The 16,972-nt window shown below is 52.2% G+C and carries 14 protein-coding genes; 12 read left to right on the forward strand and 2 right to left on the reverse strand.

Annotated elements, in window-relative coordinates; all coding sequences use genetic code 11:
- The first annotated feature begins 157 nt into the window (after nt 1-157).
- The 6 genes from JNUCC32_RS01095 to sufB all read left to right on the forward strand — a co-directional run bounded on the left by JNUCC32_RS01095 (nt 158) and on the right by sufB (nt 6,242).
- Nucleotides 158-634, forward strand: a complete 477-nt coding sequence (locus JNUCC32_RS01095) for a Dps family protein (protein WP_009595811.1) — start codon at nt 158-160, stop codon at nt 632-634.
- A gap of 441 nt (nt 635-1,075) precedes the next feature.
- Nucleotides 1,076-1,858, forward strand: coding sequence for a Fe-S cluster assembly ATPase SufC (sufC, locus tag JNUCC32_RS01100; RefSeq protein WP_015737018.1), 783 nt, complete (start codon nt 1,076-1,078; stop codon nt 1,856-1,858).
- Nucleotides 1,859-1,880: 22 nt separating this feature from the next.
- Nucleotides 1,881-3,185, forward strand: coding sequence for a Fe-S cluster assembly protein SufD (gene sufD / locus JNUCC32_RS01105; protein WP_192570827.1), 1,305 nt, complete (start codon nt 1,881-1,883; stop codon nt 3,183-3,185).
- Entirely contained in the window at nt 3,182-4,402 is a 1,221-nt protein-coding gene (locus tag JNUCC32_RS01110; RefSeq protein WP_009595771.1) for a cysteine desulfurase, read from the forward strand. Before sufD ends, JNUCC32_RS01110 begins: the two co-directional genes overlap by 4 nt.
- Nucleotides 4,392-4,811, forward strand: coding sequence for a Fe-S cluster assembly sulfur transfer protein SufU (gene sufU, locus JNUCC32_RS01115; RefSeq protein ID WP_015737015.1), 420 nt, complete (start codon nt 4,392-4,394; stop codon nt 4,809-4,811). Before JNUCC32_RS01110 ends, sufU begins: the two co-directional genes overlap by 11 nt.
- A gap of 33 nt (nt 4,812-4,844) precedes the next feature.
- Entirely contained in the window at nt 4,845-6,242 is a 1,398-nt protein-coding gene (sufB, locus tag JNUCC32_RS01120) for a Fe-S cluster assembly protein SufB (protein ID WP_015737014.1), read from the forward strand.
- A gap of 289 nt (nt 6,243-6,531) precedes the next feature.
- On the opposite strand, the gene JNUCC32_RS01125 is transcribed toward sufB, so the two are convergent.
- Both JNUCC32_RS01125 and moaD read right to left on the reverse strand, forming a co-directional pair.
- The gene (locus JNUCC32_RS01125) at nt 6,532-7,578 is read right to left on the reverse strand and encodes an HD-GYP domain-containing protein (RefSeq protein WP_096776336.1); all 1,047 of its coding nucleotides are present in this window, start codon (nt 7,576-7,578) and stop codon (nt 6,532-6,534) included.
- Nucleotides 7,579-7,666: 88 nt separating this feature from the next.
- Complete coding sequence (moaD, locus tag JNUCC32_RS01130) at nt 7,667-8,404, reverse strand: molybdopterin converting factor subunit 1 (RefSeq protein WP_096776335.1); 738 nt, start codon at nt 8,402-8,404, stop codon at nt 7,667-7,669.
- A 111-nt stretch (nt 8,405-8,515) separates the two neighbouring features.
- Between moaD and JNUCC32_RS01135 the strand changes: the two genes are divergently transcribed.
- The 6 genes from JNUCC32_RS01135 to JNUCC32_RS01160 all read left to right on the forward strand — a co-directional run bounded on the left by JNUCC32_RS01135 (nt 8,516) and on the right by JNUCC32_RS01160 (nt 16,964).
- Nucleotides 8,516-9,949, forward strand: coding sequence for a bifunctional metallophosphatase/5'-nucleotidase (locus tag JNUCC32_RS01135; protein WP_192570828.1), 1,434 nt, complete (start codon nt 8,516-8,518; stop codon nt 9,947-9,949).
- Nucleotides 9,950-10,019: 70 nt separating this feature from the next.
- Nucleotides 10,020-10,844: an undecaprenyl-diphosphate phosphatase gene (locus JNUCC32_RS01140; protein ID WP_192570829.1), complete on the forward strand. Its 825-nt coding sequence runs from the start codon at nt 10,020-10,022 to the stop codon at nt 10,842-10,844.
- A gap of 108 nt (nt 10,845-10,952) precedes the next feature.
- Nucleotides 10,953-12,056 (forward strand): HD-GYP domain-containing protein, encoded by a 1,104-nt coding sequence (locus JNUCC32_RS01145; RefSeq protein WP_192570830.1) that lies wholly within the window; start codon nt 10,953-10,955, stop codon nt 12,054-12,056.
- A 12-nt stretch (nt 12,057-12,068) separates the two neighbouring features.
- Nucleotides 12,069-14,330 (forward strand): MMPL family transporter, encoded by a 2,262-nt coding sequence (locus JNUCC32_RS01150; RefSeq protein ID WP_192570831.1) that lies wholly within the window; start codon nt 12,069-12,071, stop codon nt 14,328-14,330.
- A gap of 137 nt (nt 14,331-14,467) precedes the next feature.
- On the forward strand, nt 14,468-15,607 hold the full coding sequence (gene yfkAB / locus JNUCC32_RS01155; protein WP_192570832.1) for a radical SAM/CxCxxxxC motif protein YfkAB: 1,140 nt from the start codon (nt 14,468-14,470) through the stop codon (nt 15,605-15,607).
- 25 nt (nt 15,608-15,632) lie between these two features.
- Nucleotides 15,633-16,964: a hemolysin family protein gene (locus JNUCC32_RS01160; RefSeq protein ID WP_192570833.1), complete on the forward strand. Its 1,332-nt coding sequence runs from the start codon at nt 15,633-15,635 to the stop codon at nt 16,962-16,964.
- The last annotated feature ends 8 nt before the right edge of the window (nt 16,965-16,972 follow it).

A 16,972-nucleotide genomic window follows, 5' to 3' on the forward strand; every position in this document is an offset into this window, starting at 1 on the left:
ACTACAAATAGACGCCCAAGCACAGGATGTACTCATATATTAATGAAGGAATAGCATTAGCAGATGGTTCCAGTTACAATGGGGATACACCGATCTGCCGAATGTTCCTTTGACGCAGTACAGGGTGCATTTCATATAGAAAAGGAAGGGATAAACCATGGCAAAAACTACATCTGGCAAAGCTGCAGGAAAAACGAAAAACGCAAGTCTGGAGCAATTGCTCAATCAGCAGGTTGCGAACTTCAACGTGCTCTACGTCAAACTTCACAACTATCACTGGTATGTAACCGGAGAGCAGTTCTACTCCCTTCATGTTAAATTCGAAGAGCTTTATGACGAAATCACGCTTAAAATGGATGAGGTTGCGGAACGCCTGCTTTCGATCAAAGGCAAGCCGGCTGCAACGATGAAAGAATATCTGGAGCTTGCGACCGTTCAGGAGGCCTCCGGCAACGAGGATACCCGCGGCATGGTACAGGCCTTGGTCGAGGACTTTGCTACCGTGTCCGAGGAATTGGCGGAAGGCATCGAAATGGCCGAGGAAGCCGGAGATGCGCCGACAGCGGACATGTTCACCGGGTTCAAGGCCGATCTCGAGAAGCATATGTGGATGCTGCGCTCATACCTTGGATAAAGCGTGATTCCTATAGAATGATATCCCCATTCATTCCGTATATTCGCTGCAGCTTGAGGCAGCTTGTTAACGAGTCCTCATAGCTTATGTGTCCCCCAACACCGTCTGACGACGCGCGGCTTACGCCGTTGCCTAGATGCTGTGGCGACACGGGGAGCATCAGCATATACGGCGGATGAAAAGGGCAGAATGAAACAGGCTTGGCCGGTTAATCGGCCAAGCCTGTTTTTAATGGTTACAGTTGTCCGAATGTTGTCTCCAAAAGGCTTGTCCGGTTGAAATACGTCATTTTTTATTATAAAATGGCTTGAGAATCATTGATAATCAGTTTAGAATGATTATAAATAAAGAATCACTTTTTGTTTTATGAAATCAGGGCGTACAATCCTGTTATCATATGGGACAACAAATACACTACCTATTCAACGGAGGGAATCTAATATGTCAACCAAGTTTGTCATTGAAGGATTGAAAGCAACGATCGAAGGCAAGGAGATCCTGAAGGGGATCAACCTTGAGATGAAGGGCGGAGAAGTTCATGCCATCATGGGACCAAACGGAACGGGTAAAAGTACGTTGGCTTCCGCGTTGATGGGTCATCCTAAATATGAAGTAACCGAAGGTAAAGTATTCCTAGACGATGAAGACGTGCTGGAGATGGAAGTAGACGAGCGCGCACGCGCAGGCCTGTTCCTGGCCATGCAATATCCGAGCGAAATCGCCGGCGTGACGAACTCCGATTTCCTGCGCAGCTCCATCAATGCACGCCGCGGCGAAGGCAACGAGATTTCCCTGATCAAGTTCATTCGTCAAATGGAAGGCAAAATGAAAGAGCTCGAGATGAATCCCGAGTTTGCTCACCGTTACCTGAACGAAGGCTTCTCCGGCGGTGAGAAGAAGCGTAATGAAATTCTGCAAATGATGATGCTGGATCCGAAAATCGTCGTGCTTGACGAAATCGACTCCGGTCTGGATATCGATGCTTTGAGAATCGTGGCGAACGGCGTAAATGCCATGAAGTCCGAAGAGCGCGGTTTCTTGATCATTACCCACTACCAGCGTTTGCTTAACTATATCACGCCAGATTACGTTCACGTTATGATGCAAGGGCGCATCGTGAAATCCGGCGGCCCTGAGCTGGCTGAGCGTCTGGAAGCGGAAGGTTACGACTGGATCAAGGAAGAGCTGGGTATTACCGATGAAACTGTAGGTCAAGACGCGTAAATAGACGGGAGGAGGAAACGATATGACTACACAAACCATTCTTCCGGTCAACGCTGAGGCTCTGAAGGCATTGTCCGAAAGTAAACAGGAGCCGGCCTGGCTTACAGACAGCCGTCTGGCAGCCCTGGAACTGGCCGGCCAGTTGGAACTGCCCAAGCTGGAGAAACAACGCATCGAGCGTTGGAACATCCACAGCTACGGTGAATATAAAGAGAGCAATAAACTCGCGTCCCTTGACGAATTGCCTGAGCATGTGGCCAAACTTGTCGAAGGCTCGAGAGAAGGCGGTTTGGTTATTCAACGCAATTCCGGAACCGTATATGCAAGCCTGGCACCGGAACTCGCAGCCAAAGGCGTGATTTTCACCGATTTGGAAACAGCGGTTAAAGAACACGCGGATTTGGTTAAACCTTATCTGCACCAAGCGCTTAAGAGCGATGAGCACGCCATGGCCGCTCTGCACGCTGCCGTATGGAACGGCGGAGTATTCCTCTACGTTCCCAAGAATGTGGAGGTCGATGTTCCGCTGCAAGCGGTCATGCTGACCGACGATGCTGAAGCCACGTTTGCTCCGCATGTGCTGGTCGTAGCCGAAGCGAACAGTCAGATTACTTATGTAGACAACTACGTATCGGATTCCCTGACTGCGCCGGTAACCCATAACGGCGTGGTGGAAGTGTTTGCTAAGAACGGCGCGAAGGTGCGTTACGCATCCGTTCACCAATTGGCCGGAGAAGCAACGGATGTCACGTTCCGCCGCGCGGTGCTTGACAACGACGCTTCGATCGAGTGGATCGTCGGCGAGATGAACGATGGCGATACAGCCAGCGACACCATGAGCATTCTGAAGGGCAACGGCTCGACATCCGATGCTAAAATCATTGCGGTAGGTTCCGGATCCCAGAAGATCAACTACACCACGCAAGCGAAGCATTTCGGCAAGAGCTCCGCATCCCAGATGATCACCCGTGCGGTCATGCGCGAAGAAGCACAAGCCATCATCAACGGCATTACCAAGATCGAGAAGGGAGCAACGAAGGCGGATGGACAGCAGACCGAACGCGTTCTGATGCTCAGCCCGAAAGCCCGCGGCGACGCGAACCCGATTCTGTTGATCGACGAGGACGACGTAACGGCCGGTCACGCAGCGTCCGTAGGACAAGTGAACCGGGAGCAAATTTACTACCTGATGTCCCGCGGCATCTCTCGTTCCGTTGCAGAATCCCTGATTATTTACGGCTTCTTGGCTCCGGTTGTCAGCGAAATTCCGCTCGAGGGACTTCGCGACCAGCTGCAGGGGCTCGTTGAAAGGAAGCTGGGACAATGATCGCCTCCGTCCGTGAGCAATTTCCCATTCTTCACCAGGAGATCAACGGACATCCGCTGGTATATCTCGACAATGCCGCGACATCGCAAAAGCCGCAGGTGGTCATAGATGCCGTCAAGCGGTACTACGAATGGGAGAACTCCAATGTGCACCGCGGAGTTCATACGCTCGGCAGCCGTGCTACCGATGCTTATGAAGGAGCCAGGGAGAAGGTTGCCCGTTTCATAAATGCCGAGAGTTCGGAGCAGATTATATTCACCCGCGGAACGACGACGGCCCTGAATCTGGTGGCTTCATCCTACGCACGCTCCGTTTGCGGTCCTGGGGATGAAATCGTCCTGACGGAAATGGAGCATCACAGCAATCTCATTCCGTGGCAGCAGGCGGCCATCGCCGTCGGCGCTACGCTGAAATATATTCCTCTGCAGCCTGACGGCACGATCCGTGTCGAAGATGTAGAGGAACTGGTTACCGAACGGACCAAAGTCGTAGCCATCGCATACGTGTCCAACGTCATGGGCGTCGTGCATCCCGTTAAACAAATCGCGGAAATCGCGCATCGGCACGGTGCCGTTATCGTGGTGGACGGGGCGCAAAGCACGCCGCACATGAAAGTGGACGTTCAGGACCTGGACTGCGATTTCTACGCTTTGTCCGGACACAAGATGTGTGCTCCAACAGGTATCGGCGCATTATACGGCAAGAAGGCGCTGCTGGAATCAATGGAGCCGATCGAATTCGGCGGAGAGATGATCAATGACGTCGGGTTGTACGAATCGAACTGGAAGGAGCTCCCTTGGAAGTTTGAGGGCGGCACGCCCATCATTGCAGGAGCTGTCGGACTTGGCGCCGCGATCGATTTCCTGGAGGAAATCGGAATGGACGCCATCGAACGGCATGAGGCTCAGCTTGCGAACTACGCCATGGACCGGATCTCCGAGATCGAAGGCATCTCCATTTACGGTCCCCGTAAGCGTAAAGTGGGCCTTATCACATTCAATCTTGGAGACGTTCATCCGCATGACGTGGCAACCGTTCTGGATGCCCAGGGGATTGCGATTCGTGCAGGACATCATTGCTGTCAACCGCTTATGCGTTGGTTAAAAGTATCTTCCACGGCACGCGCGAGCTTTTATCTGTATAATACAGAAGAGGACGTTGATCGATTAGTTAGCGCCTTAATCCAGACAAAGGAGTATTTTGGCGATGCAACTTGACGATTTGTACAGACGTGTCATCATGGATCATTATAAGAACCCCCGCAATCGCGGCAAGTTTGAAGAAGATGCGGTAACCATCGATTTGAACAATCCGACTTGCGGAGATCGCATTTCCTTGCAGCTTAAGGTAGAGAACGGCGTGGTCGCCGATGCCAAATATACGGGGGAAGGCTGCTCCATCAGCATGTCTTCCGCTTCGATGATGACGGACGCCGTAAAAGGAAGAACGCTGGACGAAGCCATCAGTTTGGCGGACCGCTTTTCTTCCCTTATGAAAGGCGATGAAGTGGATTTTGACGAGTACGAGGATATTGAAGCCCTATCCGGTGTTAACAAGTTTCCTGCACGCATTAAATGCGCAACACTTGCGTGGAACGCACTCCGAAAAGGAATTGACGCGAAGTAAGCGAATGAACAGATCGATAGGGAGGTAAGTTAAATGGCTAAAAAAGCGCCAGAAATGGAAGAGTATAAATATGGTTTCCGTGACGAGCACAAGGCTATTTTCCAAACCGGTAAAGGTTTGACGCGTGAAGTCGTTACGGAAATATCCAAAATCAAGAACGAGCCGGAATGGATGCTGGAATTCCGTTTGAAGGCTCTGGAGCAGTTCGAGAAAATGCCGATGCCTCGTTGGGGCGGCGATCTCGACGAGCTGGATTTCAACGATATCCAGTATTATGTAAGACCTTCCGAGAAGCAAGGCAAGACGTGGGAGGAAGTACCGGCCGAGATCAAGGAAACCTTCGATAAGTTGGGTATTCCCGAAGCAGAGCAGAAGTTCCTGGCGGGCGTATCCGCGCAGTACGAATCCGAAGTGGTCTACCATAATATGCAAAAGGATCTAGAGGATCAAGGCGTTATCTTCATGGATACCGACACGGCTCTTAGAGAGCATCCGGAGATTCTGAAAGAGTACTTTGCAACGGTCGTACCTCCGACGGATAACAAATTCGCGGCTTTGAACAGCGCGGTATGGTCCGGCGGAAGCTTCATCTATGTGCCGAAAGGCGTACAGTGCGAAATTCCGCTGCAAGCCTACTTCCGGATCAACTCCGAGAACATGGGTCAGTTCGAACGCACTCTGATCATTGCCGACGAGGACAGCTTCGTGCATTACGTTGAAGGCTGTACGGCTCCGATCTACAGCACGAACTCGCTTCACAGTGCCGTGGTTGAGATCATCTGCAAAAAGAACGCGCGTGTTCGCTACACGACGATTCAGAACTGGGCACCGAACATCTACAACCTCGTAACGAAGCGCGCGGTTGCGGAAGAGAACGCAACGATGGAATGGGTGGATGGTAACATCGGCTCCAAGCTGACGATGAAATACCCTGCTGTCGTCCTGAAAGGACGCGGTGCCAAAGGGATGGTGCTTTCCATCGCGGTTGCGGGCAAAGGCCAGCATCAGGACGCTGGGGCGAAAATGCTCCACCTGGCGCCGGATACGACGTCCACGATCGTATCGAAATCGATCAGTAAGCATGGCGGTAAAGTAACATACCGCGGTCTCGCCTCGTTCGGCCGCAATGCGGAAGGCGCGAAAGCGAACATTAAGTGCGATACGCTCATTCTCGATAATGAGTCGACGTCCGATACGATTCCTTACAACGAAATCAAGAACGACAACATTACGCTGGAGCATGAGGCGACCGTCTCCAAGGTATCCGAGGATCAGTTGTTCTACCTCATGAGCCGCGGACTTACGGAAGACGAAGCTACGCAGATGATCGTTATGGGCTTCATCGAGCCGTTCACCAAAGAACTTCCGATGGAGTATGCCGTTGAAATGAACCGCCTGATCAAGTTCGAGATGGAAGGTTCCATCGGCTAAGTAGTTCATATGAAGACAGGAGCGAATCACTCAGGGATGGGTGATTCGCTCTTTTTTTTGTGCTTGAACGTTTATGGGAATGGCACCGAGACGCGGACGAAGAGATTTATAGATTGCACAGGCCGGTTGGATACGTCTTCGATTGTGCCAAAATCCAATAAGATTTGATGTGAAAAACGTCACAAGGCAGACGCTAAAAACGCCAGCCTCAAGGCTGACGGCAATACTGGTTATTCGAGCAGGGAAGCAAGCGATTTAGCAGCTTCCGGATTATCTTTAGGAACACAGGTCACAACAGAATCTCTTGAATCTCGGTATGATATTCCTTGGAGAGGTCGATGAAACGATCATCGGTCTTTACAAGCGGACGGAAGTAATCCGAAGGATGGTTCATGACGATGATGCCGGATTCGCCCGTCGTCAGCAGAACCTTTTTGCCGATGAAATTCGGCAGCATCTGCTGAATGAAAGCGTGCGTCGGCTTGCCGTTCAGCTTCCCGAAGCTGAGACTGTACAGCTCGCGCAGAACGGTTAGCAGCTGCTGCTTGGACTGATAGACACGGTTCGTTGTCATGGCGCTGTAGACATCGGCTACCGCGCAAATATGAGAGTACGGATGAATCTGGTCTGCATGGAGCGCTCGCGGATAGCCCGAACGGTCATCCCGTTCATGGTGCTGAAGCGCGACCATGGCGGTCACCTTGTCATCCATGGATTCGGCGATCATCTCGTAACCATAGATGGTGTGCAGCTTCACTTCCTCGAATTCCTCGGGGGTCAGCTTGCCGGGCTTGTCCAGGATATCCCTTGAAATCTTACTCTTGCCGATATCATGGAGATAACCTGCCTTGCCGATTTCATAGGCTTCCTTGCCGGAGTAACCCATCCAATCCGCGATGTAGTAGGATAGCATCCCTACTTGAATGGAATGCCTGTAGGTATAATCGTCTGTTCCATTAAACAGCAGAAGCAGGGATACCACATCCGTATGCTCGTTCAGCGAGCCGACCAGTGGCTGGAAAACATCGTCTACAAGGGATTCATTGAACTTTCCGGATTGGGATGCTTCCGTAAATAAGGCGGAGCATCCGTCAAACGCAAGGTTAAAGTGAGGTTTAACCTTGTTGAACGAGTCCGAAATTTCAGATAACGGATCGAGGGATACGGACAGCGCGCGCGGCTGTATTTCTATGTAATCGATGCCGTGCTGCAATAGCTTGGATATATCCTCTGAACGTAGCAAAGCTCCTTTTTGCAGAACATGAACGCCGTTAGTGTTGTAAGCATCCTGCTGTATTTGATCACCGGGTTTCAGGTCCGTGACATGTACTCTCAAATCATTGCACCTCTTGCCCTTATATAAGTAAAAAGATCAAAACTATCTTAGCAAGAAAATTATGGTTTTACAATGATATAATCGCGACTTATTGCCTAGCCATTGGGTCCCAGGGTCCGGTCTGCGCCCCTTTCCACTCGGATCCATCGTCCCATATCTCCTTCTTCCAGATCGGAACGGATCGCTTCAACTGCTCGATGGCATATCGGCTTGCTTCGTAACATGTTTCCCGATGCGGTGAAGATACGGCGATAACGACGCTGGTTTCCCCGATTCCGACCGTACCGATACGGTGGGAAATCGCGCATTTCGTGCCGGGCCATCGGCCGTGGATGTCCATGCAGATTTGCTGCATTTCTTTCAGGGCCATCGGAATGTAAGCTTCATACTCCAGCGTTACTGTTCGCATCTGACCGGTTATCTCCCGCGTCGTGCCTACAAAGGAAAGCGTTGCGCCATGGTTATCATCATGCACTTTGGCGATGGTTTCTTCCACGGACAGCCGGTGGCAGGTGATGGTGCACGTTCCGTCTGACGAGGAACTGGAGCCTGTGTCCTGCAGGTTGGTTCCGTCCCCGCCGGACACAGGCGGAATCAGAGCCACCTCGTCCCCGCTCTGAATAAGCTGATCCGGCAGCGCATATTCTTGATTGACCGCAACGAAGGCCGTGGCAATCTGGGACTGGGCATCAGGATAAGCCTCGCTAAGAAGCAGCTTCAAATCCCCGGTCGTAAGGGGGAGGGCGGGTACGCTGAATGCAAGTGAAGCCGTGCCGATGCGATCGGCTAATCCGGCGAATAGCAGTATGGAAATGGTTGTCGACATTTTGATCACCTCGTAATTCTTATGGGCTACAATATACCATATTCTTCGCTAAAATGTTATGCTTGTAAGACCGGAAATTATCGTAAAAGTAACTTGGGAGGGGGCCGCCAGATGGGGCTTAAAAGCAATAAACAAAAGCTGACCATATTATATACCAACGATATACACAGCCATTTCGAGATGATGAGCAATGTGGCGGCACTTATTTCCCGGGAAAAGACGGCTGCCGGCGATAAGTCGATCGTGCTGGATATCGGAGACCATATGGATCGCGCATCGGTGGAAACCGAAGGCTCGATGGGGCAAGCAAATGTGGATGTCATTAATTTGACAGGATACGACGCGATTACGATCGGCAATAACGAAGGCCTGACCATTTCGTACGATGTTCTGGAGCATGTATATGCCGGACTGCAGTGCCCCGTAGTTTGCTGCAACATCAGGGAGACGGAGAGCGGCAGTCCTCCATCATGGATGAAACGGCATGTGATCCTGGAGCGGGATGGCATTTCGATCGGGCTCACCGGCGCGACGGCAGCTTTTGCAGGATTTTATCAATTGTTAGGCTGGGAAGCAGGAGACCCGGTGGAGGCCATCGCCGAACAGGTTCGAGCGCTTCAGGGCCAGTGTGATATCGTTATCGTTTTATCCCATTTAGGACTAACGATTGATAAAAGATTAGCAGAACATGTAGAAGGCATTGATGTCATACTTGGCGGCCATACCCATCACATCCTTGAGGAGCCGCTAATGATCGGGAAGACAGCCGTATGCGGCGCGGGCAAATTCGGACAATACGTAGGTCGCCTCGTTATGGAGCGGAATGACGTTGGTGAACGGTTTGCCTGCGTAGAGGGAACCTTGCTGCCTGTGGATAAAAGCTTGATGGAGCCCATCGTGGAGCAGGCCATCCTGAAACATCGTGAGCTGGCCAAGGAGAAGTTAACCGAAGCCGTGGCCGTAATCGACCGCAGCCTGCCGATCCATTATGAGGAGGAATCGCCGTTTGCGAACCTGTTGGCTCAGGCCGTGCTGCAGCACACGGGTGCCGAAATTGCGATCGTCAATTCCGGGCAGCTGCTGGGACCGCTGCCGGAGGGCGAAATCAGCACCGGGATGCTGCATGGTTTGTGCCCGTCACCGATTAATCCCTGTGTCGTAAAATTGCGGGGAGAACACATCTATCAGGCGCTTGAAGAGAGTCTGCTTCCGGAGTTTAGCGGGAAGAAGATCATGGGCTTCGGCTTCCGCGGGTATCTGTTAGGGGGCCTGGCCGTCGATGGATTAAAGATCCGATATGACAAGGATGGAGAGCCTTACCGGAAGATCACGCAAATCTCCTTCAAGGGACAACCGCTGGAATGGCAGCGGGAATATCATGTGGGAACGCTCGACATGTTTACTTTTAAAATCGGATACGAGACCCTGGCGCTTGGAACGGATACGGTTTATATGCTGCCCGAGTTTATTCGAGACCTGCTGCGGAGCGAGCTTTCGCGTCCCGGATCGCTTGAAGCGTCCATGATTTCACGCTGGATATCCTGACAACCCCCGACTAACTTCCTTTGGCCGAGCATACATATGAGGAGGACAAAGGTAAGGGGAGGGATAGGACATGGATTTTATCACATCCATCATACTGGGGATCGTGGAAGGACTAACCGAATTCATTCCGGTGTCTTCCACGGGCCACATGATTTTGACGGCCAAGGTGCTCGGTTACGATGACCAAACACCGATCATGAAGACGTTTGAGGTTGTCATTCAGCTGGGAGCCATTTTGGCGATCGCGATTGTTTATTGGAATCGGATTTTGAATCTGCTCGGGTGGAGCCGAAGCGAGCCGTTGACCCGGAAAGTGCCTCGGAGGCGATTGAATCTGATGCATATATTTTTGGGGATTGCTCCGGCCCTGCTGGTTGCGTTTTTTGCGAGGGATTTCATCAAAAGCCTGTTCCATGCGCAGACGGTGCTGTTTGCGCTTGTTGCCGGCGGCATTTTTATGATTTTTGCGGAATGGTACAATAAGCATAAAGTCCAAGTGACCACGCATGATATGGATGATTTGACATATAAGCAGGCCTTTCTGATTGGGATCTACCAGATCATATCCGTCTTATGGCCGGGCTTTTCCCGTTCGGGGTCCACGATCTCCGGGGGCATGCTTAGCGGTGTGAGTTATAAGGCATCGGCCGATTTCTCGTTTATTATCGCAATTCCAATCATGTGTGCCGCATCGGGATATGAATTGCTGGATTCTTACCGATATTTTACTTTAGATACGATCGGTGTATTTCTAGCCGGTTTTATCGTTTCGTTTGTTGTCGCTTATTTTGTCGTCTTGGCCTTCATGAAACTCATACAGAAGATAAGGCTTACTCATTTTGCGATCTACCGTTTTGGTCTCGCCGCCGTTTTTTGGCTGTTCATCATGCATTAAGCAGGAGTAGACACAAGAAGGAGATCCGGCTTCTTCGTATCGTGATCCACTGAAGACTAGACGCTATATCCCACACAAGTTTCAGAATAGCAGAGGAAGTGACGGATTTTGCGTCTTATACCTATCAACGCGTTGAGGCCGGGCATGGTTCTTGGTAAGAAAATATACAATAGTGACGGTTTAATCCTGCTTGCCGAGGGCGTGGAACTGACAGCCGGGCTGATCCGCCGTCTGGGCACGCTGGAACTCGGGTATGTATACATCGAGGATCCGATGACGGAGGATATCGTGGTTCCGGAGCTGTTGACCGAAGAGACGCGGCTGCAGGCGATCCAATCGATTCGGACCAGCTTCAAGAACCTGGAGAGCCAGGCTGCTCTGAAAGGCAGCTTCCTTCATTTGGGCAAAACGTTCTCCGGGATGATGGAGTCCATTATGGATGAAATTTCGGAGCATGATGAGGGCATGGTGCTGCTGACCGATATGAATACGAACGATTACAACCTGTACCGTCATTCTCTGAACGTATGCGTCTACTCGACGGTTCTTGGCGTGTCTTACGGGTATAACCGGGAAGAGCTGAGGGTGCTCGGCCTGGGGGCCCTGCTGCACGATATCGGGAAAACGCGGATAAGCCAGAAGCTGCTGAACCATCCAGGACGGCTTAGCGAGGAGGAATTTCGCGAGGTCCAGAAGCACACCGAGATCGGCTTCAAAATATTGAAGGACGAGCCCAACATTCCGCTGTTATCGGCGCATTGCGCCCTGTCACATCATGAGCGCCTGGATGGCAGCGGTTATCCCCGGGCTTTGAAGGGACCTGACATCCATGAATACGCCAAATGGATCGCGATTACGGATTCTTACGACGCGATGACCACGCAGCGGGTGTACAAGCCTGCATTGCTGCCGCACGAAGCGGTGGAGGTCATGTACGCCGGATCGGGAACGCTGTATGAACAATCATTCTTGGCCATGTTTCGGGATCGGGTAGCGATATATCCTCCCGGGATCACCGTGAAATTGCATACGGGTGAGAATGGAGTGGTATCCAGGATCCACGCGCATGTGCCGCATCGACCCGTTGTCCGCGTATTGACGGATGCCGAGGGCACCCCGTTATCCGCGCCTTACGAAGTGGATTTATCCGAGACGCTGGCCGTTATGATCGCCGGCATCGGACAGAGCACCATAGATCAAACTGGAGCATAAGGAGGTTGACTCGTGAGACGTAACGGCCATGCAACATTGCTGCATACATGGGGGCGACTGATTTACCGCTACCGTAAAGCCATTGTTGTAACCTGGCTTATTTTGTTTTGCGTGCTGCTTCCGTTTGCGTTCAAGCTGCCGTCCATATTGCAGCATAACGGGTTTACGCCGAAGGATAGCCCGGCCCAGATCGGAATCGAGAAGCTGGAGGAGGGTCTGGGGTTGTCGGCAGCCTCGCTGGATATCGTCGTTGTCAGTCGACACGATGAGAACCTGACGGCAGGGACGGCGCAGAGGCGGATACTGACGGAGCTTGCGCCTTTGCGTGACCGCCCATATGTCAGGGATATGTATATGAATATCGCAGCTCATCAGGCAGGCCAGGATCATATCGTATCCGTGACGGTGCTGCTGGATCTGGATTCCTCGAAAGCCCTGCAGCAGTTTGAAGAGATCAGAGACTCAGTTCCCGACATCACGGGAGCGGATACGTACATAACGGGAAATACCGCCATCTTCGCCGATATGAATCAAGCCGTTAAGAGCGATATTATCCATGCGGAAATGATAGGCATTCCTGCAGCCTTGCTCATCCTGGCGGTCGTATTCGGCACATTGACTGCCGCGCTTCTTCCTTTAATCGCCGGAATTGTCAGCGTGGTGGTCACGATGGGCATTCTGTATTTTGTCGCTTTGGCCGACGGCTCGATCAGCAATTTTCTTCCGAATGTCGTCACGATGCTGGGTCTGGCCGTAGGCATTGATTATGCCTTGCTGATCGTTAGCCGCTTCAAAGAAGAATTGCGGACACGGAGCGGGGATGTGGGATCCGCCCTGGCTATCACTTGCGCAACCGCCGGCAAAGCAGTGATGTTCTCGGGTGCTGCCGTGTTGATCGGTTTTGTGGCGATGAGTTTCATCGACCTGCCGATCTTCCGCTCTTTCAGCATAGGCGGCATTACCGTCGTGCTGTTCTCGGTGCTGGCCGGCAACACGCTTCTTCCGGCTTTATTGGGGATGCTGGGCCCCCGCATCGATGCGCTCCCTCTCTTTCCGGCCAAACTCCGGTCGCTTCGGGGCCGGCAGACCTCGGGCATGTGGAGAAGGATCTCCGGTTTTGTTATGGCCCATCCCGTGACCATCTCTGTAGCGGCGATCGGTTTGCTGCTGGTAGCGATCTATCCGGTCCGAAACATGAGCATTGCCATCCCCGCTGCCGAAGTGCTGCCCCCCGCCTATGAATCCCGTTATGGCCATGACCTGCTTACGCAGGCTTATGACGAACGCGAATTGAATTCGATCGTTGTGGCGGTGGAGCTTCCGTCCTCCTATGCGGATCCGCACAGCATCGAGCTGATGAAGGCGTACACGGATGAAATCAGGCTCATGCCAGGCGTGAAGCGGGTAGAGAGTTATCTGAGCGTTGGCAGGGGTTCGGTTGAGGAAGTATCAAACGTTCTGTCCCGCCAAGAGATCCGCCAGCAGCTGGAGCAGCATCGTTTTGTCAGAGGAACTATGGCAGCCGTTGCCGTGACTCAGGAGCATGAGGAATCCCATGCACTCACGATGCAGCTTGTCCAAGCGCTGCGGACCATGGATACGAATGAACTGAAGACCTATGTCACCGGCAGCCCCGCGTATAAACTGGATATCATGGAAGCCATCCAGCAGAACATTTCCTACGTCCTGGTATTTGTATTTGCGGTGACTTATATCATCCTCCTCTTCGCATTCCGGTCGATCGTGCTCCCCTTAAAGGCCAGCGTCATGAACATGCTCAGCCTGGGCGCCGGACTCGGTATCGTGGTGTGGGTATTTCAGGAGGGCATTGGTGCGGAGTGGCTGGGCGTTTCCTCTACAGGGTCCATCTTCGCGCTTTTGCCGGTCCTGATATTCTGCGTGGTGTTCGGCATATCGATGGACTATGAAGTCATGATGCTCTCGCGGATCATGGAGAACTATGAACGGACGGGGGATAACGAATTCAGCACGGCTGAGGGCTTGGAGAGTACGGGCGGCCTGATTACCAGCGCGGCTTTGATTCTGGCCGTCGTTGTGGGTGCCTTCGTATTTACGGACAATGAAGTGATGAAAGCGATCGGTTTAGGCCTGACAGCAGCCATTCTGCTGGACGCGACCGTGATTCGGGTGCTGCTTGTGCCTGCATTCATGAAGATGCTGGGCAGAGCGAATTGGTGGAGTCCCGCATGGATGTTTCCGGCATCTAAGCTTGCTTCCAAGGAACGTTCAGACAAACGGGGGGAAGCCGGATGATTTCCAGCCGAACCAAGCAGAAGCCTTCTGTTTGGGTATGTTATAATCATATAATGGACATTATCAGAACCGTAGAGTACATCCAAGCAAGTTGTACTGACTGAATCGGTAATTCAAAGAAATAAGGTGAGTGAACCATGAGTAATACAGCACAGCCGTTTCCATCAGCCGTAAGGCCTATTTCGCCGAGTTATGATCCGTGGGATCCGATAACTTCCCTGCGCGAGCATGGCCGCCACGTGCTGACCAGCGTGGAAATGACAGTGACGCATCTGTGCAATATGCGCTGCGAGCATTGCGCTGTCGGTGATATGCTCGTCATGAAGGAAGCCCCGATGCTGCCCCTGGATACGATGCTGAAGCGGCTGGATGAGGTAGAGCATCTGCAGACGATCAGCTTGACGGGCGGTGAACCGGCGTTTTTGGGCAAAACGGTGGATAACGTGATTGTTCCCCTGCTCAAGTACGCCAAGGAACGGGGAATCCGGACTCAGATCAACTCCAATCTGACGCTGGATATCGGCAGGTACGAGAAGATGCTGCCCTATCTGGACGTTATGCATATTTCGTTCAATTACTTGAACGGGGACGACTTTTATGAGGTCGGATTTGCGAATAGCGCTCGCCCTGTCTCCAAGGAAACGGCATACAAGATGTACGACACGATGCTGGTCAATTCCGAGAAGCTGAGCGCGGCCGGCATGTACATATCCGCCGAATCAATGATTAACTACAGAACGCATACGAAACTGGGCGGCATTCATGAGCTGATCAAGGACATGGGCTGCAAGCGGCACGAGGTTCACCCGATGTATGCTTCGAACTTTGCATCCGCGCTGCCCGTCTTGTCTTTGGCCGATACGAAAGCCGCCATCCATCATTTGCTGGATGTCCGAGACAGGGACATGTGGATGCTGTTCGGAACGCTGCCGTTCTATGCCTGCAGCTCGGACGATCATGACCAGGAGATCATTCGCCGCTTGCGGCAAGAACCGAACGTAACGGTGCGGAACGATCCGGATGGCCGTAACCGGGTGAATGTGAATTTATTCTCGGGCGACGTGTACGTAACGGATTTTGCTGATATCCCGGCTTTTGGTAATATTAAGGAACAGAAGCTGGACGATATTTTTGACGCATGGTCTACAGGGCATCCGTTGAATCAAACGGTCAACTGTCACTGCGATGCAGTGAGCTGCTGCGGCCCGAACCTGTTGGTAGCCGACATGTACTATCGGGGTGTGGATTTCAAGTCGAGAAAAGCAAAGACAAACTAGAACCCTAGAAAGAAGGCGTGTCATCATGGCAGAGGAATTTGAGGTCGGGAAACTGATTTTGAATTTACTCTTGGTTTTCCTGCTCGTTTTGTTGAACGGCGTGTTTGTAGCCGCCGAATTTTCACTCGTGAAAATGCGCCAATCCAGGCTGACCCAGCTCGTTAGCGAAGGGAACCGGCTTGCCGGCATTGCGCTGAAAGTAAACCAAAAGCTGGATGCTTATTTATCCGCCACCCAACTCGGGATTACCCTGACTTCCCTGGGACTCGGCTGGATCGGGGAGCCCGCCATTTCCGAATTGCTGGTAGCTCCCATCATGCACAGCATTGGCTTTGCGGATGAGCGATTGATCAGCACGATATCGGTCGCGGTGGGCTTCTGTATTATCACCTTTTTGCATATTGTGTTAGGGGAGCTTGCACCGAAATCTTTGGCTATTCAGCGGACGGAGGGCACGGCACTGCTTCTGTCAGCCCCGCTTCTCTGGTTTTACCGCATTTTTCTGCCGGTGATCTGGGTGCTCAATGCTTCCGCTAACCGTATTCTGAAGATGGTCGGCATCGAGCCAGCAAGCGAGGCCGAGGCAGCCCACTCCGAGGAAGAGATTCGGATTCTGATGACCGAGAGCGCACGGAGCGGTGTCATCGACGAGAACGAGATGAAATTGATGGACAACCTGTTCGATTTTTCCGATTTGAGAGCCAGGGAAATTATGCTGCCGAGGACGGATATGGACGTATTATTCACCAATTTTACCTTGGAGGAGAACCTTCGGATCGTCAACGAGACGAAGCATTCCCGTTACCCGGTTGCCACGGACAACAAGGACCGCATCATCGGATTTGTCCACATTACGGATCTCCTTCTGGCAGAGCCGGAGAAACAGCGTGATCTGACATCCTTGGTGAGACCGATTATGGACGTATCGGAATCTATGGAGATCAGCCAGGTGCTGCGGAAGATGCAGGCGAGACATGAGCAGCTTGCGCTCGTGGTGGACGAATACGGAGGGACCGCCGGCATTCTCACGGCTGAGAAGATTCTGGAAGAGATTGTCGGAGACCTGTACGATGAGTTCGAAGACGAGCGGCCGGAAATCGAAGTCTATGATGAGTCCTTTTCGGTAGACGGGCGAATGCTCATCGAGGAAGTGAATGATTTGACCGGCTTGATGATTGATGAGCATGACGTCGATTCCATTGGCGGTTGGTTGTTCAAGGAGCTGGAAGGGAACCCGGCAGTCGGGAAGAAAACCACCTTTGACGGGGTGGTATTTGAAGTTGAGGAATCTACCCGGTTGCGCGTAACCCGCGTCATGATTCATCAGAAGCTGGAAAGCAGCCTCACCCAGAACTAGCAAGACTC

This window comes from Paenibacillus sp. JNUCC32, assembly GCF_014863545.1.
Taxonomy (GTDB): domain Bacteria; phylum Bacillota; class Bacilli; order Paenibacillales; family Paenibacillaceae; genus Paenibacillus_AQ; species Paenibacillus_AQ lautus_A.